We start from the raw sequence: 16788 nt of genomic DNA on the forward strand, positions 1-16788 counted from the left end.
TTTCGGTGCGTGGGGAGGAGGGTGCGTGGGGAAAGGCGCCGACGGCAGGAGGGGCGGCACCATGGGGTGCGGCAGGGTGCGGGGCTGTGCGCCCCGCACCCTGTCAGCCGCACAGGGCGACGACCTCACAGCGGTACGTCTCGAGGCGATGCAGCCCCGGCCCCGCCGGAACCGTCTCCCGGTCCGACCGGATCACCGTCCGGGACCCGTCCGGCCGCACCAGAACCGTCGACTCGGCCTCCAGCGCCACCAGTTCATCTCCGCACCGCAGCAGCACCGGCGCATCGGGCCCTGCCGACACGGCGGTCCGCCCGGCGGCGAGCGCGTCAAGGACGGCCGACGGACCGTCACCCTCGACCAACGCCCACGTGGTCGGGACACCCAAGGGGCGCCCCTGCTCCGGCCGGTGGAAGTCGCTGCCGCCGAGCGGCACCAGCTCACCGTCGGCGAAGGAACGGGCCCACGCCAGCGGCGCACCGTCGGTGCGGTGGTCCCAGGTGTGGTGCCACAGCTCGGCGTGGCGCGGCCTGCGGCCGCCGAAGGGGAGCTCCCATGCGCAGTCGTCGGCGAGCGGATGGTTGACGGAGAGGAAGCCGCCGCCCGCCTCGGCCTGCTTCAGCCAGCTCTCGGCGGGGGCGCGGAAATCGATCCAGCCGGTGTCCCCGAAGACGTTGGCGTGGCCGAGGTCGGTGGTGACCTCCTGGCCAGGCAGCAGCGTGATGCCCTGCCGGGCGCCCGCGGCCGCCAGATGCGGATGGTGGCTGACTGTGTTGTGGTCGGTGACGGCGAGGAAGTCGAGTCCCTCGCCTACCGCGAGGCGGGCCAGCTCGTCGATCGCCAGGCCGCCGTCGCTGTGCAGTGTGTGCGCGTGGAGATCCCCGGCGAGCCACCGCGCACCGTCCACCTCGGGCAGATCACGCCGCCGCGCCCGCCGCGCGTCGGCGGCGAACGGTTCGGGCGCGCAGGCCACGGGCTCCTCGGGCACCCGGTCCGAGGCGACGGCCAGCACCTCGTACGGCACGCCCTGCGGCGGGACGCGGTGCAGGCGCAGCAGCACCCGCCAGGTACCGGAGGTGAGCGGGCCCGGTAGGTAGCCGGGCGTGGCCCACGTCCCGGTCACGGTGTACGTGCTGCGGGCGCCGCCGGACCAGCCCTTGAACTCGCCGTCGGGACCGAGGAGTCCGAGGTCGATCACGCCGCCCGCCCCGCGCTCGTAGGAGAGCGTGACGGTGAGTGCGCCGGTGCCGGGCGGCACCTCGACGGGCAGTTCGCGCAGGACGTCCCGCGCGCGCTGCTCCATCGTCCAGGTGCCGCGGTGCGTGGTGGTGCGGCCGGTCATGCGGGCACGTTCTCCTTTGTGGACGGCGTGGCGTCCCGGTCGTCGGCGCCGTCGATGAGCGCGCCGTCGCGGTACAGCAGCGCCCGGTCGGTGCGCGGCACGATCCAGGCGCGGTCGCCGACGGCCGGCTCGTGCTCCTCGTCGACCACGGCCTGCACGGTGGTGCCGTCGATGTCGAGGGATACGAGGTGGGCGCTGCCGAGGTTCTCGACGACCGAGACGGTGCCAGTCAGGGCGCCGCCTTCGGCGGGTTCGGCCTCGGCCCAGCGGATGTACTCGGGCCGGATGCCATAGACGATCTCCTCGCCGTCGCGCACCAAGCCGCCGGAGCCGTCGCTGCCGTCCATGTCGTCCATGTCGTCCATGTCGTCGGGCAGCGGCAGTTCGGCGCCGAGGACCTTCACCTTGCCGCCGGCGACGGTCGCGGGCAGCAGGTTCATCGGCGTGGACCCGATGAAGGAGGCCACGAAGGTGTTGGCGGGCCGCCGGAACACCTCGGCGGGCGTGCCGACCTGGCGCAGCCTGCCGCCCTCCATGACCGCGATCCGGTCGGCCATGGCGAGGGCCTCGGCCTGGTCGTGGGTAACGAAGACCGTGGTGACGCCGAGTTCGCGCTGCAGCTTCTTGAGGAACGTACGGGCCTCGAGGCGCATGCGCGCGTCGAGGTTGGACAGTGGCTCGTCGAAGAGGAAGACCTGCGGGTGGCAGGCCATGGCGCGGGCGAGCGCGACGCGCTGCTGCTGGCCGCCGGAGAGCTGTCCGGGGCGGCGCTCGCCGAGGTGGTCGAGGCCCAGGGCCTCGGCGGTCTCGCCGGCCTTGGCGGCGCGCTCGGCCTTCCCGACCTTCTTGATCTTCAGCGGGTAGCCGATGTTCTCGGTGACCGTCATGTGCGGGAAGAGCGCGTAGTCCTGGAAGACCATCGCGATGTCGCGGCCGCCCGGTTCGACGGTGGTGACCTCGCGGCCGCCGATCTCGATCGCACCGCCGCTGGCGTTCTCCAGGCCCGCGATGGTGCGCAGCAGGGTCGACTTGCCGCAGCCGGAGGGGCCGAGCAGGGCGAAGAACTCGCCGTCGTTGACGGTCAGTTCGAGGTCGTCGAGGGCGCGGACCCCGCCGGGGTAGACCTTGGCGAGGCGGCGCAGGTTGATGTCAGCCATCAGGCTTTGATCCCTCCGTGGAAGCGGAAGCCGTACCGGCGGCTGACGAACAGGAACATCAGCACCACAGGCAGCGAGTAGAGGAGCGAGAAGGTCGAGATGAGGGCCAGGTCAGGCTGACCGCCCTCGGTGTAGAAGGTGTACATGACCACGGCGGCCGGGGACTTGTCCGGCGAGCGAAGGAGCAGGAACGGGATGAGGAAGTTGCCCCACACCTGCGCCACCGACCAGACGCCGACGGTGGCGAGTCCCGGCCGCACCACCGGCACGACGATGTCCTTGACGATGCGCAGCGGCGAGGCGCCGAAGACGCGGGCGGACTCCTCGTACGACTTCGGCGTCGTGTCCATGAAGTCCTTGAGGATGAAGATCGCGGCGGGCAGCAGTCCGCCGGTCAGGACGAGGATCACGCCGAGGTAGGAGTCGACCAGGTTGAGGTCGGCAGCGAGCAGGAAGATCGGCACCATGGCCGCCGTGCCGGTGACGATCGACGACAGCAGGAGCAGCGCGTACAGGAGTCCGTCGCGGCCGGGGATGCGGACGCGGCTGAGCGCGTACGCGGCGAGCGCCGACAGGACCACGACCAGGACCGCCGTGCCGACGGCGAGGATTACCGAATTGGCCAGCGAGGTCATGGCGTTGGGGTTGTCGAGCAGCCGTCGGAAGTTGTCGAGCGTGAACTCGGGCAGCGAGGCAGTGATGCCGGGGTGCCGGTCGAACGGCGCCGTGACCAGCCACAGCATCGGCAGCGCGAAGAAGGCGAGGCCGAGGGCGACCAGGACGTACATGCCGATGCCGCGCAGCAGCCCGGCGACCGCACCCTTCTGCCCGGCCCGGCCCATCTGTGGGAGAGCACTCATGCGGTCGTCGCCTCCTTCGCCTGCTGCGTCTCCTGCGCCGTGCGCTCCTTCTTCTTCCGCCCGAGGAGTCGCAGATACACGATCGCGACCACGAGGTTGACGAGGAGCATCAACAGGGATATCGCGGAGCCGTAGCCGAGCTGTCCGCTGCCGAGCGCGGTCTGGTAGATGAAGACGGGCAGCGTCTCGGTCTTCCCGTCGGGGCCGCCCGCCGTGATCAGGTACGGCGAGAAGTCGTTGAACGTCCACAGGCTGATCAGCAGCAGGTTCGTCAGGACGTGTCCGCGGACGCACGGGAAGACGACGTCGCGCAGCTGCTGCCAGCGCGAGGCGCCGGCGAGACGGGCGGTCTCCAGGTGGGAGGCCGGTACGTTCCCGAGGGCGGCGCTGTAGAGCATCATCGAGAAGGCGGTGCCGCGCCAGATGTTGTAGACGATGATCGACAGCATCGGGTGGTCGAGCAGCCAGGCGGCGCCGGGTGTGTGCAGCAGGGTGTTGAGGGTGCCGCCGTCCCGGTCGAGCAGCGCGATCCACAGGAACGCGACGACCGAGCTGGGCAGGATCCACGACAGCATGACGAGGGCTTCGAGCAGGCCCTTGATCCAGCCGGCGCGCTCGCGCATCCACCAGGCGAGGCCGAAGCCGAGCACGGCCTGCCCGATGACGGCCGAGCCGGCGACGAACACCAGGGTCAGCCACAGCGACTTGAGGAAGCCTTCGTCGCCGAGGGCCTGCGTGATGTTGTCGAGTCCGACGAAACTCGGGTGGATGGCCGGGAGGCCCGTGAGCCGGTAGTCGGTCCCGCCGAGGTAGAGCGTCCACAGGGCGGGCGCCACCAGGAACAGGGCGATCAGGACGAGCGCGGGCGCGACGAATCCGGCGGCGCGCCTGCGCCCGAGACCCACGGCGTCCGTCTCGGGGGCCGGGGCGGCACTCTCCGCGGACGGGTCCTGCACATCGGGCTCAGCCCGCGATGTCATCAGTGCCACCGAGCACCTCCTTCAACTGGGCGGCGTACGCGGCCGCGGCCTGCTTCGGGGAACGCCCCGACACCACCTGGGCGGTGGCCTCCTGCAGGGCGATCGACACCTCGGGGTAGGCGGCGAGGCCCGGCCGGTACGTGGTGACGGGGAGCGCCTTGTCGGCGGCGAACTTCAGCATGGGGTCACGCGCGAGGACGGTCTCGTTGACGTCGTCGCGTTCGGTGATCTGCGCGGTGTCGCCGAGGCGGGCGCGCAGTGCGGCGACCGAGTGCAGGAAACTCAGCAGCTCGAAGGCGAGATCGGGGTTGCGGGTGTGCGGGTTGAGCACGTGCACGCCGCCGCCGGAGAGGCTCACGAACTCCCGTCCGCCCAGGCCCTCGCCGCGGGCGCGGGCCGGGAAGAGGGCGTACCCGACATCGTTGTCACGACGCTTCATCGGGGAGGTCCCGATCTTCGGGTCGATGACGTCGCGCCAGAAGTAGTCACCCTCGGCGAGGATCCCGATGCGTCCGTCGGCGAACATCTGGAAGGACTTATCGCGTCCCTTGGCCTCCTGCTGGAGCCGGGGGTCGCCGAGGCCCGAGCCCTTGCCGTAGAGCTCCTGGTAGAAGCCGAGCACGGCGCGCAGTTCGGGGGTGTCGCCCTCCCACTTGCCGCCGGATTCGACGGTGCCGCCCGCGCTCGCGAGCATCGGGAGCAGCCCCTGCATGGTGGTGGCCTCGCCCATCGCCGTACCGGCGTTGAGCTGCACCGGCACGACGCCGTCCACTCGCTTCAGGCGGCGTGCGGTGTCGAGGATCCCCTGCCAGTCGCGCGGCTGCCACTTCTCGGGGAGGCCCGCCTTGCGGAAGACCGCCTTGTTGTAGAAGAGGACGCGCGCGTCGGTGCCGTTCGGGATGCCGTACAACTGCCCCTCGAACGTGGCCAGTCGGCGCACCTGACGGCTGATCTGCCGCCAGCCCTCCCACCGTTCGAAGGCGGGACCGAGCACCGACCGCAGCGGCTCGATGTATCCGGCCTGCGCGAACTCGCCCACCCAGATGCCGTCGAGGGCCATGATGTCGGGTCCCGCGTGCGCCTTGAGGTCGAGCGCGAGTTTGGTCTTGTACTGCTCGTCGTCGACGCCGCTGGGCAGGTACTCGACCCGCACCCGGCGCCCCTTCTTGCGCTGTGCCTGGACGAAGTGCGGAATGACCCAGTCCTGGATCCAGTCCGCCTCGTCACTGTTCTTACCGCCGGACACAGCGTTGGTGGCGATGGTCAGCGCAACGCTGTCACCGTCACCGCCGTCCTCATTCCGGGTCAGGTCGAGTGGCGTGCCGCAACCCGCGAGCAGCATCGAACCTGCGCCGAGGGCGGCCGCTGTCAACGCGGTCCGTCGCGCGACGACTTCCATTCGGCCTCCTTGCACGAAAAGATCGTTCAGGAAGGTTCACATGACATCGGTATGACGTGAAGACCCAATGTCTTAACATTTTGGCAACGGGTGCCGAGAGAGACCTCTGATGGTCCGACGGGCAGCGAGAGCCGGTAGACGGTCTCCGACTACCGGCCCTGCCAGTCCGGCTTCCGCCTGTCCAGAAACGCCGCCACACCCTGTCCCGCTCGGACATACGATTCCGGCTCTGGCCTGCAGCTTCTCCACGCGGGGCATCAGCCTCAATGGCGCCTGGGACGATCCTTCGATGTCGCTGTCGATCGTCACCACGCTGGTCCGGAATCTGATCAAGGTGCCCTCTGCCGTACTCCGCAGCCGCGTGGCCAAGGACGCAGAGGTCCTCGGCGTTACGGCATGAGAACGCGGTGCTGCGCCGTCAGATCGCCCGCGTCCACTACGAGCCCGCAGACCAGATCTGGCTCGCCACGCTCTCGCGGTTCGTCCCGCGCGAGCGCCGACGCCAGACCATCACGGTCACCCCCACCACACTGCTGGACCGGCACCGCCAACTCATCGCCAGGAAACAGACGTTCACGCGGCACCGCCGCCCCGGCAGACCCTCCACCGCGCCCGCCGTTAAGCAGCTCATCCTGCGCCTGGCCCACGAGAACAGCACCTGGGGCCACCGCCGCATCCAGGGCGAACTCGCCCGCCCCGGCTACCCAATCGCCCCGTCCACCGTCTGGGAAATCCTCCACACAGCCGGCATCGACCCCGCGCCGCAGCGCTCCGGCCCCACCTGGCGTCAATTCCTCACCGCCCAGGCCCACGGCACCATCGCCGCCGACTTCCTGAACCTGGACACCATCTCGCTCAAGCGCCAGCACGCCCAGATCTTCATCGAACACCACACCCGCCGCGTCCACCTCGCCGGCGTCACCGCCCACCCCACCGGCGTGGACCGTTCAGCAGGCCAGGAACCTTGCCATGGCGCAGGGGCGCCGGTTGGAGTCGCTGCGCTTCCTCCTCCGGGACCGGGACAGCAAGTACACCCGCACCTTCGACGCCGTCTTCGAGGCCAACGACGTGGAGATCCTGCTCAGCCCGCCGCAGGCGCGCAAAGCGAATGCGATCTGCGAGAGAGTCGTGGGCACCCTCCGCCGCGAGCTCCTCGACCGCATGCCGATCTACAACGAGGCCCACGCTCGCGCAGTCCTGGCCGAATACCTCCGGCACTACAACGGGCACCGTCCCCACCAGTCCCGGCAGCAACTGCCCCCGGACAGCACCGAACCGGCCACCCCGGCCACCGTCAGCAACCTCCAGGCCCACCGGATCCGGCGTCAACGCCTCCTCGGGGGCCTGATCAACCATTACGAGAGAACCGCCTAACCGAACGGCCTCGCCGCAGCTCACAGCACCGAATTTCGAGCGGCACAGGTCGCCCTCGGCGCCGTACTCGGCGTGATGCTGATCGGCCTGTCGGTCCTTATCTGCCGCTTCCACCTCCAGCCGGTCGAGGGTGCCACTGTCCTCGCGCAGCTCGCGGACGCGTCCTTTAGGCCACAACTGAGCTTTCTGCGTTATCCAGTTCGAGAACGCCGTCGTGCGACAACCGCACTCATACTTTCGGTGGGTCGCTTCGCCCGGAGACCGGGTCACACCGATCAGGGAAGCGCTTGCGTGACCTTTTCAGATCTTGTCGAACTACCTCAACGCTCTGCCCGTCAGCCATCGGTCACGGATTGGGATCCGCGCGCGACAGCCGGGTCGGCCGCGCCAATCCCCGCGGCGCCACCCGCGGGGACCTGCACGTCTTAGCCCTGCGATACGGATACGCCGCATCTCGCCGCATCAGCGCAGAGTCAGCTTGTACGTCAGCGGCGAGCGGCCGGTGATGAGCACGCGGATGCCGTCCACGGTGTAGGTGCCGTTCATCCAGGTGTAGCGCTCGCCCGGGTCGATGACCGGAGGCTGCTTGCCGCCCTTGCCGTTCCCGGGGCCGAAGGTGATGGTGTCGTCGCCCGCGGTGTACGTCGCCTCGCCGCTGACCAGTTGGTACGTGTCCGTCGCTCCGGCCACCGGCTCCAGGCCTTCGCCACTGAGAGTTCCGCCGCGGCGGAAGCACAGTTCCAGCGTCAGGGGCACCGCGGAGGGACCCGTCGCGAACGACACGTCCCAGGCGCCGCTCCCCTCCTCCCTCACCTCCCGCACCGTGACATCGGTGCGCAGCGTGCGGTACTCGGTCGGGCGGTGCGGGAAGTCCATCGCCGACCAGAAGCGGCCGTCGTCGGTGAGCGCGTAGTCCCCGCCCGCGCGCCGGAAGCGGCGCGGAAGGGGCTGGTGGAAGGCGCCGTGGACCTCCGCGTGCAGGTGCCAGGCATCGCCGGAGCGGGCCAGGGACTCGGCCCGGAAGGGGCCGAGGGAGAAGAACTGCGGGGCCAGGCGCAGCGAGTCGAGGATCGCGGCGCCCTTGCGCATCTTGAAGAAGGTGGGGTTCGTGGAGAGTCCCGAGGAGATGGCATGCACCTCGGGGAAGTCCGTCCCGCCGAAGATGCTGGCCGTACGGTCGCCGCGGCGGACTCGTACCAGGCGGGTGCTGGTGTCGTGCAGCTCGAAGTCGTCGGGGACGGCGCTGACTTGTGGGAGCGGGCGGGCCAGTTCGGTGCGGTCCAGGAGCTCTGCGAGCCGGTCTCCGAGGACGGTCTCACCGAAGGTCTGCGCGGTGCCACGTTCCCTCAGCTGCTGGGCCACGGCCGCGAATCGTCCGTCCACGTCGCGGATCGCCATCTCTCGGTACTGCATCCAGAATTCGGGCAGATAGCGCCGCGCTGTCTGGTCTTGGCGCCGCGACTGGACGGTCTCCACCTCACCGTTCGGTTCGGTGGAGTACATCGTGGCGACGAGGTTGTCGCGCACGTTCGCATACAGGTCGGGACGGTCGTAGAAGCGCGCGATGGTGAGCAGGGCGGGATTGGACACAGCGGAGGAGTAGTTGGGGCTGCGTTCGCTGTAGTCGCCGCCCGACAGCTGGTCGATGCCCTCGGCGAGCCAGGCGTCGATGCGCCGGGGGTAGGAGGAGTCGGGCCAGCGCAGATGGATACGGGAGAGCGCCGAGCACACCAGCCAGCGGTGGTTGGCGGTGTGCACTCCGCCGGTCGCCAGGCCCGGTCCCGCCTTGCGGAGGATCCGCTCGACCGTGGCCCGTACCCTCGCGGTGGGCTGGTGGCCGTCGCGGTCCAGCAGGCTGTAGGCCATGTTGAGGTCGACGATGGAAAAGGCGGTGTCGGGCGGCGAGTGGACCGCACCCTGGTCCCACAGTCCATCCTGGAACTGCTCCTCGGCGAGGACCTCTGCCAGCTCGTCCAGGGGTCCGACGAGTGATCCGTCACGGTGGTACGACGACCCCGGGTGAACGTAGACCGACGTGAGAGTGCGCAGGCAGCGAGCGGCTCCGCGCGCTTTCCCCTTGTCCCGGAGGTCGGTGATGCTGGTGGTGTATCCGCTGAGGATTTCCGCGGTGCGCTTCTCGGCCGCCGCGGTGAGGAACTCCACGAAGTCTGTGTCGATTTCTGGTTGCTGGGTGCCGTCTTGGGCGGCGGCTGTTCCCTGCCCTGTGACCGCTGCGAAGCCGGCGGCCCCGGCGGTGGTGGCGAGGAAGGTCCTGCGGGGCATCACGTTGTCTCCTGGGATACGGCGGAGGTGTTACGTACATCGATGGCAGTGAGCGCGAGGGCGAGTGGCCCCGGCGCGAGGAAGGCGAGCGGCAGGATCATCCACGCGCAGAGGACGGCCGTCGCCAGGGCTGGCAGCACCAGTGCGCTGCCGCCCGCGTCCGGGAGGGCAGCGCGTGCGGCGCCCCGTACCGCCGCACGCCAGTCGGTGAGCGACTCGGGGTGCGCGCAGGAGCGCAGGCCCACGATCACCACGTACGCACCGATCAGCGCGGCCGCTACGGCGAAGACCCGCGCTCCCGGCAGCCCCGCCCCCGCCAGCTGCAGTTCCGCCGACAGGAGGAATACCCCGACAACGGCTGCCGCACCGGCTATGAGGTCGCCTGCACGCAAGCGTTCCCGCAGCAGCGCCACGTACCTTCCTTCGGTGGCGGTTTGGCCCCGCCTCGTGCCGCGCTGGCGGCCTCCTTGGGGTGGGCGGTGTGGGCGCCGACTCCGACGAACATCGACGGCTTGAAGTACTGCCCGGGCGTGCCGTCGGTGCCGTACGGGATCGGGGCGAGCGTCAGCCCGTCCCCGACGGTCGCCGTGAAGCCGCTGGACGACGCGTCCCAGTTGAAGTCGGAGACCGCTTTGCCGCGTCCGAGCGGGGTGTTCTCCACTGATCCGTCGAGCTGCGTCGTCTGCTGGGCGGGCGGTACCGCGCCCTCGCGCCGCAGCTTGTCGGTGAAGGTCCACCAGCGGGTCAGGTCGTCGGCAGTGAAGCCGATCCCGCCGCTCTTCGAGTAGAGGGACTTGCCCTGGCCGCGCAGCCACACCTCGAAGGAGTCCTCGCTCTGCCCGGGGTCGACGCACCCCGGCTTCCCGGAACTCTTGGCCAATGCCTGCATGTCGGCGGCCCATTCGTACCAGGTTCAGCGCTGGTGTGGAAGGGGCACACCGGCAGCCTTCCACTGCTTGGCGTCATACACGAAGGCTTCGCTGCCGCGGCCCATCGGGATCGCGTACTGCTTGCCGTTCACGACTCCGGTGGCCAGCAGTCCCGCGTCGATCTCGGAGGCGTGCAGCTGCTGCGGACCGAGATCGAGGAGGACTCCGCCGGACGCGTACTTGTTGATCTGTCGGTAGTCGAGCTGCATGACGTCCGGGGCATCGCCGCCGGCCGCCTGGGTGGCGAGCTACTGCTTGTACGCGTCGTATCCGGCGAAGGAGGTCTGCACCTCGATGCCGGGGTGCGTCTTCTCGAAGAGCGCCACGGCCTCTTGGGTGCGGGCGGCGCGGTCGGGGTTGCCCCACCAGGTGTAGCGCAGTACGGCCTTTCCGCTGCCGCTGGTGTCATTGGATCCTCCGCAGCCGGTGAGCACCGCGCAGAGCGCGAGCACCGCAACCTTCGCGCAGGACCTCTATGTCCTCTTTCCGGGCATGCCAACTACACCTCTCTTCAGGAATCTCTTGAACGGGGCGGGGTTGATCAGGCCAATGGGACGGTGGTTCCAGGTAGTTCGTACTCCTCGCGGCGTCCGCACATGCCGTAGCCGCCGTGCCGGGAGGGCACGCTGTCAAACGCGCGGGAGTCCGCGAGGTACGCGGGGTCGCCGGACTCGAGAGCCGCGAGCTGGGTGCCGGTGAGCTCGGCGGTGGCCAGCGCTCCTGCCCGCCACTGCTCGCGCCAGGCGGGCACCTTGTCCCGCACCAGGCGGGCGGCTGCCCGCTGGAACTCCAGGAAGGGACCGTTATCCCCGGCCTGTAGCGCCCCGCGCAGCGGCAGGTATCCCTCGACCGCAAGGTCGCGGCGCCTGCGTGCGGCGGCCTCCGCATCCGGGCCCGTCTTCACCGGGAGGGCCGCGGCGGCCGCGTACCGATCCGGGTCGGCCAGGACCTCGGGCGGGAAAGTGAAGACGGCATCTCCGGCCTCCGGCAGCCCGCTGTTCTGCATCAGTACAGTGATCCGCAGGTCGCCGCCCTGCACCATCCGGTGGACAGTGCCCGGCGTGAACCAGGCCACCGAGCCCGCCTCCAGGGGCACCTCGCGGTAGCCGTCGGGGGCGAGCGTCTGGACCGCGCCCCGGCCGCCGGTAACGACATACGCCTCCGTACACGCCAGATGCAGATGCGGGCTGCCGCCGCAGACCCCGTCGGCCGCCTCCCAGTCGTAGGCACTGAGATGCGAGAGGCCCACAGCCCCGGGCAGCGGATGTGGCAGGCTGCTCACCAGGTCAGCTCCTCGAGATGCGAGGCCACGCGTCCGCGGTCCCAGGTGCCGTCGGCGATCACCACGCGGTAGCGGTACGCGAAGGACGCGCCCGGCGGCAGCTCGAACTCCTCAAAGAACGCCCAGGAGAACGCGACCGTTGGGATCGGCTCGGATCGTACGAACCAGTGCGAGTCGTGGATCGCGCTCAGCGGGTCGAGGTTCTCCGGGGCATGCGCGAAGACCAGTGTCGAGTGGGCGTCGACGTCGTCGTGCTCGGCGGTGAAGGCCAGCCACGGTCCCTGCGTGCCCATCAGCTTGTCTGCGTCACCTGTGCTCCCCTCGCTCTCGGGGCCGAAGGCGGTGCCGCCCGTGAAGTCGCGCGGCCCACGCCACTGGAGTCCGGTGTATCCGGCCATCTCACGGCCCGCGGTGGTCGGGGAGCCGAAGTGCAGGGGTTCGTCACGGGTGTTGGTGAGGCGGATCGACCAGTCCAGGACCCAGGACCCGGCCTCCTCGTCGACCGAGTGCACGGTGATACCGCGCTGCTCGCGGGCCCACTCCTGGCCGCCGTTCTCGATCCAGGTGAGCTCTTCGGCGAGGCTGAAACGGTCCTCGGCAGTCTCCAGGACCGAGAAGCCGTCGTGGCGCATGGAGCCAACCCGCTCGGGGAGAGAGAGGTAACCCTCCCCGTGCACATAGCAGTTGCCGCCCCAGAAGTTCTGCCCGGAGAGATGACTGGCGGTCATCTGAAGGCCCTTGTGCCAGCGGTGGTCGCTGGGGCGGTAGCCGCTGACCTGGTGGCCCGCGAGGGTGCGCAGCGGGTGCATGTACGGCTTGCGGGCCTCGAAGGGGTCGGGGTCGGGCCGGTAGACGTAACTCAGCAGCTCGACGCCGCCGGCCTGGACGGCGATCCGCTCGCCGGGGGTGTGGGCGACCTGAATCGTCATCGCTTCGGGTTCCAGTCGGGGTGGTTGCCGTGCATGGTCTCGTAGAAGGGGTCGCCAGGGACGATCTCGCCCGCGAGGACAGGCTGTCCGGTGAAGGCCGACTTGTAGAGGGCGGCGGCGAACTCGATGGTGCGCCGGGCGTCGGGGCCGCTGCCGGGTGGGCGGGTGCCCCGATCGTGTGCCTCGAGCAGAGCAGCGAGCTGGGCGGCGTGCGAGCTGCGGACATCGGCCGCAGGGGTGCGCCAGGCAGCCGTGCGTACGGAGGTCACGCCCGGGGCCGGAGTGTAGGTCCAGTCGTCGTTGGTGTACCCGTAGAGGTGGGTGAGTTCGACGGTCGCGTCGGCGCAATCGATACGGATGCGGCTGACCTCGTCCGGGGACAGGACGCTGTTGACGACCGTGGCGAGTGCGCCGCCGGCGAATCGCACCAGGGCGGTCGAGACGTCCTCGCTCTCGGTGTCGTGGACCAGGCGGCCTGCCATGGCGCGTATCTCGGTCCAGTCACCGAGGAGGTGAAGGAGCAGGTCGTACTGGTGGATGCCGTGGCCCATGGTTGGGCCGCCGCCCTCGCTCTCCCAGCGGCCGCGCCACGGCACCGCGTAGTAGGAGCTGTCGCGGTGCCAGGTGGTCTGGCAGTGCGCGACCCGCGGGGCGCCGAGTTCACCGCTCGCGAGCAGTTCGCGGGCATGCACGGCACCGGAGCCGTAGCGGTGCTGGAAGACGACCGATGCGTACGCACCGGAGGCCTGCTCGGCGGCGGAGATCTCGTCGTACTCGGCGAGCGAGAGACACAGTGGCTTTTCGCACAGCACCCACGAACCCGACTTCAGCGCGGCGACGGTCTGCGCGCGGTGCAGGGAGGGCGGGGTGCCGATGAGAACGAGGTCGGGGCGGACTGCGTCGAGCATCGTGTCGAGGTCGGTGTACCCAGCGACCTGGCCGCCCGCGAGGTCGCGGAAGGCCTGGAGCCTGGCCGGGTCGACATCGACTGCGGCGACCAGTTCCATGCGCTCGGCGTGGGCCCGCAGCGCAGGGAGGTGGCTGTCACTGACGATGGCACCGGTGCCAACGACAGCGACGCGCAGTCGAGGCGATTGTGGGGGCTCGACGGACATACGGAGGCTCCTCGGACTACACGGGGAAAGCACGGGAAAGCGCTTGCTTCGATGGACACTAGGGCCGTACTAATGTCAGGACAAGACCCTTGGCTGATTCGGAGTCCCTCATGCCCCCCGACATCAGGCATCGGCGACGCTGCGCCGTGGTCGGCCTCGCGCTCGCGCCCGGATGTTCACCGAGGCTCTTTCGGGCCCGTACGCGGACCAGTTCGAGCTCGCCGCCTTCTGCGACAACAACGCCCACCGCATGGCCGTGCACAACGAATGGCTCCCGGGAGAGTCCGCTGCGGCGGACGCCGCAGCGGACTTCTAGAAGATGCTGCACCAGGAACGCATCGACCTCGTCGTGGTGTGCAGCGTCGACCGCACGCACGACCACCACATCGTCTCCGCTCTGCAAGCGGGCTGCGACGTGGTCACCGAGAAACCCATGAACACGGACGCCGAGCGCGCCCGCCGCATCCTGGACGCCCAGCGGCGCACCGGCCGCGACGTCCGCGTCGCCTTCAACTACCGCTACAACCGCTGCATTCGGCGGTACGTGAGACGATCGCGGCCGGCGAGATCGGCTCTGTCCACTTCGAGTGGCTCCTCGACCTGCGGCACGGTGCCGACTACTTCCGCCGCTGGCACCGCGACAAGGCCAACTCCGGTGGCCTGATGGTGCACAAGGCCACTCACCACTTCGACCTGGTCAACTGGTGGACGGGCTCGACGCCTCAGACGGTGTACGCGCAGGGCGGGCTCTTCTTCTACGGCGAGGAGGCCGGCCGGCGCCGTGGACTCGCCCGTGAATACGACCGCGCACACGCCAGCCCGGCGGCCCTGGACGACCCATTCGCAGTGCATCTGGCCCAGTCGCCCGTGCTGAGCGCGCTGTACCTGGACGCGGAGGCGGAGGACGGCTATCACCGCGACCAGAACGTCTTCGCGCCCGGTGTGACCGATAGCACCGCTGCGGCAGACCCGAGAGAGTGACGGATGTTGCCGCGCGCTTCCGCTCCTGGATGGGCGACCGTCTCACCGAGCGCGAAGCGACGGCTGATGGTGTCGAAGGCCTCCCAGTGCCTCGACCTCTTCAGCCGGGCTGACAGCAGGACACGGTCGCGGCCATGCCTGCCGCTGTTCGACGTAGCGATCGCGATGGTCACGCCCGTCAAGGGCAGGCCGGCACCCGTTGACTGTCAGACCCGAAACAGGCAGCAACTCTCACTTAACTTGTCTCATGCATGAGGGTGCCGGACCCGGCAGGCTGGAGACACCCTCCCGACCCGGCGGATCGCTTCGGCGTCGGCGATCAGGCGTGGAAGGCGGGCCGCGCGATCAGTTCGACCTCGGCGACGCGGCCCCTGGCCTGGGCGCGGACACCGGCCTCGCACACTGCGGCGGCGTAGCCGTCCCACGCACTGCGGCGACGTAGCCGTCCCACGCACTGGGGCCGACGGCCTCGCCCCGACGGGTGGCGTCCACCCAGTGCTGCACCTGGCGGTCGTACGCCTCCTCGAACCGCTCCACGAAGTCGGGTGCGATCGCACCGCCGCAGCGCCCGGCTCTGCTGGTGACCATCACCCTCAACGCGGTTAGCAGGGCGTCTCGTGGGCAGGACCGGGAGAAGCGATGAGCACCGCGCCGCAGTCAGGATCAGCCATGGCGTGGCCGGGTCCGTGTAGGAGGTGCAGTTCTCGATGCGGCCGGCGACCTCCATCACGCGCTCGGCGTCGACGTCCACGACGGCCGCGACGTGAGCGCCGCTGATGACCTCGTTGATACGCCTGACGTGGTCGGCTCCCATCCGCCCCGCTCCGATGACGGCTATGCCGAGTGATCCGTACTGAGTCATGGCATCCCTCGTGCAGTGGTGATCCGTGGGTGGCGGTCGCGGCTGTGGCGCTCAGGCGCCGCAACCGCGCAGGAACGCGCGCGTGCGGCGGGCGATCGGGAGCGGCTGGCCGGGCGGGCACGGGTACATGTCCTGTTCCACGATGGCGAACAGCTCCACGCCCAGCGCCTGAGCGGCAGCGAGCACCGGCTCCAGCGCGGGGACACCGGCCGGTGGTTCGCACATCACGCCGCGCTCGACGGCCGGTCCGAACGGGATCTCGTTCTGGACGACGTCGGCCAGGATCCGCGGGTCGACCTGCTTGAGGTGGAGGTAGCCGATGCGCTCACCGTACGTCTTGATGAGCTTGACGCTGTCCCCGCCGCAGTAGGCGTAGTGCCCGGTGTCGAGGCAGAGGTTGACCACATCGGAGTCCGTCGCGTCCAGGAACTGCTCGACGTGGGCCTCGGTGTCGATGTGGGTGTCGGCGTGCGGGTGAACGACAATGTCCAGGCCGAACGTGTCGTGTACCCGGCGGCCGAGCCGGTTCATCCCGGAGGACAGATTGCCCCACTGCTCGGTGGTGAGCTCGGGGCTCTCGATAAGCTCGGCGGTCTTGTCGTCCCGCCAGAAGGAGGGGATGACGACCAGGTGTCCGGCGCCCACGGCCCGGGTCAACTCGGCGACCTGACTGACGTGTTCCCAGGTGGAGTCCCAGGCGTCCGGGCCGTGGTGCAGGGCGGTGAAGACCGTACCGGCGGTCACCTTGAGGCCGCGTTTGGCGACCTCGTCCGTGAGGCGCGCGGGATCGGTCGGCAGGTATCCATGAGGCCCCAGCTCGATCCACTCGTATCCGGCCTCGCAGACCTCGTCGAGGAAGCGTTCCCAGGGCACTTGCTGCGGGTCGTCGGCGAACCAGACACCCCACGAGTCGGGGGCCGAGCCGACGCGGATGCGATCCAGCGAAGGAGTGCGGGAGTTGGCGGCAGTCATCGATGTGTTCCTCTCGACTGTGGTCGCTACTGGGTGGGGTGGAGGGTGCGGGGCCGCCGACAGGCCGGCGCTCTTCTCGCTGTCGACCTCGTCCGTCGCGCTGGCAGTCGCAACGACGTGAGGCACTCCAACCACCCGCGGAAGTCCCGGCGTTGCACCGGCAACGTTCTCGGTCCGCTTCCCGGCGGAGCAGCCTGTGACGAGAAAGACCGATGCAGTCACGCCGACAGAGAACTCCGGGACGGAACCCAACTCCTTCGTTTCGACCGTGTCAAGAGCAGGTAAGGACATCACCGCATCACACCGTCAGTACGTCCGTATGTAAG

16 protein-coding genes and 2 pseudogenes are annotated in these 16788 nt (G+C 69.5%); 4 read left to right on the forward strand and 14 right to left on the reverse strand.

All coding sequences use genetic code 11. The features are described 5' to 3' along the window. Nucleotides 1–103 precede the first annotated feature (103 nt). The 6 genes from AC07EJ_RS39610 to AC07EJ_RS39635 form a co-directional block, all read right to left on the reverse strand. Nucleotides 104–1339 (reverse strand): CehA/McbA family metallohydrolase, encoded by a 1236-nt coding sequence (locus AC07EJ_RS39610; protein WP_478886057.1) that lies wholly within the window; start codon nt 1337–1339, stop codon nt 104–106. Next, nucleotides 1336–2496 carry an ABC transporter ATP-binding protein gene (locus AC07EJ_RS39615; protein WP_478886058.1) on the reverse strand — a complete coding sequence of 387 codons (1161 nt, stop codon included), beginning with the start codon at nt 2494–2496 and terminating at the stop codon, nt 1336–1338. Before AC07EJ_RS39615 ends, AC07EJ_RS39610 begins: the two co-directional genes overlap by 4 nt. Next, nucleotides 2496–3356 (reverse strand): carbohydrate ABC transporter permease, encoded by an 861-nt coding sequence (locus AC07EJ_RS39620; RefSeq protein ID WP_478886059.1) that lies wholly within the window; start codon nt 3354–3356, stop codon nt 2496–2498. Before AC07EJ_RS39620 ends, AC07EJ_RS39615 begins: the two co-directional genes overlap by 1 nt. Then, a complete protein-coding gene (locus AC07EJ_RS39625; protein WP_478886085.1) occupies nt 3353–4336 on the reverse strand; it encodes a carbohydrate ABC transporter permease in 984 nt (327 codons plus the stop codon). The genes AC07EJ_RS39620 and AC07EJ_RS39625 overlap by 4 nt, the downstream gene beginning before the upstream one ends. After that, nucleotides 4320–5735: an extracellular solute-binding protein gene (locus tag AC07EJ_RS39630; protein ID WP_478886060.1), complete on the reverse strand. Its 1416-nt coding sequence runs from the start codon at nt 5733–5735 to the stop codon at nt 4320–4322. Before AC07EJ_RS39630 ends, AC07EJ_RS39625 begins: the two co-directional genes overlap by 17 nt. Before the next feature lie 389 nt (nt 5736–6124). Beyond that, nucleotides 6125–6664, reverse strand: coding sequence for a hypothetical protein (locus AC07EJ_RS39635; RefSeq protein WP_478886061.1), 540 nt, complete (start codon nt 6662–6664; stop codon nt 6125–6127). A gap of 40 nt (nt 6665–6704) precedes the next feature. Here AC07EJ_RS39635 and AC07EJ_RS39640 point away from each other — a divergent pair, with 40 nt between their 5' ends. Then, nucleotides 6705–7109, forward strand: a complete 405-nt coding sequence (locus AC07EJ_RS39640; RefSeq protein WP_478886062.1) for an integrase core domain-containing protein — start codon at nt 6705–6707, stop codon at nt 7107–7109. 462 nt (nt 7110–7571) lie between these two features. Here the strand turns inward: AC07EJ_RS39640 and AC07EJ_RS39645 are convergent, their stop codons facing one another. The 6 genes and pseudogenes from AC07EJ_RS39645 to AC07EJ_RS39670 all read right to left on the reverse strand — a co-directional run bounded on the left by AC07EJ_RS39645 (nt 7572) and on the right by AC07EJ_RS39670 (nt 13647). Continuing rightward, nucleotides 7572–9392 carry a hypothetical protein gene (locus AC07EJ_RS39645; protein WP_478886063.1) on the reverse strand — a complete coding sequence of 607 codons (1821 nt, stop codon included), beginning with the start codon at nt 9390–9392 and terminating at the stop codon, nt 7572–7574. Continuing rightward, a complete protein-coding gene (locus tag AC07EJ_RS39650; RefSeq protein WP_478886064.1) occupies nt 9392–9805 on the reverse strand; it encodes a hypothetical protein in 414 nt (137 codons plus the stop codon). Before AC07EJ_RS39650 ends, AC07EJ_RS39645 begins: the two co-directional genes overlap by 1 nt. Nucleotides 9806–9849: 44 nt before the next feature. Further along, nucleotides 9850–10773: pseudogene (locus AC07EJ_RS39655) on the reverse strand (ABC transporter substrate-binding protein); the annotation flags it as partial. Between the two features lie 89 nt (nt 10774–10862). After that, on the reverse strand, nt 10863–11606 hold the full coding sequence (locus AC07EJ_RS39660; RefSeq protein ID WP_478886086.1) for a cupin domain-containing protein: 744 nt from the start codon (nt 11604–11606) through the stop codon (nt 10863–10865). Beyond that, nucleotides 11600–12532 carry a DUF6807 domain-containing protein gene (locus AC07EJ_RS39665; RefSeq protein ID WP_478886065.1) on the reverse strand — a complete coding sequence of 311 codons (933 nt, stop codon included), beginning with the start codon at nt 12530–12532 and terminating at the stop codon, nt 11600–11602. Before AC07EJ_RS39665 ends, AC07EJ_RS39660 begins: the two co-directional genes overlap by 7 nt. Next, complete coding sequence (locus AC07EJ_RS39670; RefSeq protein WP_478886066.1) at nt 12529–13647, reverse strand: Gfo/Idh/MocA family protein; 1119 nt, start codon at nt 13645–13647, stop codon at nt 12529–12531. Before AC07EJ_RS39670 ends, AC07EJ_RS39665 begins: the two co-directional genes overlap by 4 nt. A 172-nt stretch (nt 13648–13819) precedes the next feature. Between AC07EJ_RS39670 and AC07EJ_RS39675 the strand changes: the two genes are divergently transcribed. The 3 genes from AC07EJ_RS39675 to AC07EJ_RS39685 are packed head-to-tail and all read left to right on the forward strand — an operon-like array spanning nt 13820 to nt 14628. Continuing rightward, entirely contained in the window at nt 13820–13963 is a 144-nt protein-coding gene (locus AC07EJ_RS39675; RefSeq protein WP_478886067.1) for a hypothetical protein, read from the forward strand. Between the two features lie 3 nt (nt 13964–13966). Then, complete coding sequence (locus AC07EJ_RS39680) at nt 13967–14311, forward strand: Gfo/Idh/MocA family oxidoreductase (protein WP_478886068.1); 345 nt, start codon at nt 13967–13969, stop codon at nt 14309–14311. Next, nucleotides 14215–14628, forward strand: coding sequence for a Gfo/Idh/MocA family oxidoreductase (locus AC07EJ_RS39685; RefSeq protein ID WP_478886087.1), 414 nt, complete (start codon nt 14215–14217; stop codon nt 14626–14628). The genes AC07EJ_RS39680 and AC07EJ_RS39685 overlap by 97 nt, the downstream gene beginning before the upstream one ends. A 319-nt stretch (nt 14629–14947) precedes the next feature. Here AC07EJ_RS39685 and AC07EJ_RS39690 read toward each other — a convergent pair. Together AC07EJ_RS39690 and AC07EJ_RS39695 are read right to left on the reverse strand one after the other, a co-directional pair. Beyond that, nucleotides 14948–15490 (reverse strand): annotated as a pseudogene (locus tag AC07EJ_RS39690) (Gfo/Idh/MocA family oxidoreductase). Nucleotides 15491–15541: 51 nt separating this feature from the next. Then, nucleotides 15542–16462 carry a sugar phosphate isomerase/epimerase family protein gene (locus AC07EJ_RS39695; RefSeq protein ID WP_478886069.1) on the reverse strand — a complete coding sequence of 307 codons (921 nt, stop codon included), beginning with the start codon at nt 16460–16462 and terminating at the stop codon, nt 15542–15544. Nucleotides 16463–16788 lie beyond the last annotated feature (326 nt).

Source organism: Streptomyces sp. NPDC045026 (assembly GCF_056432625.1).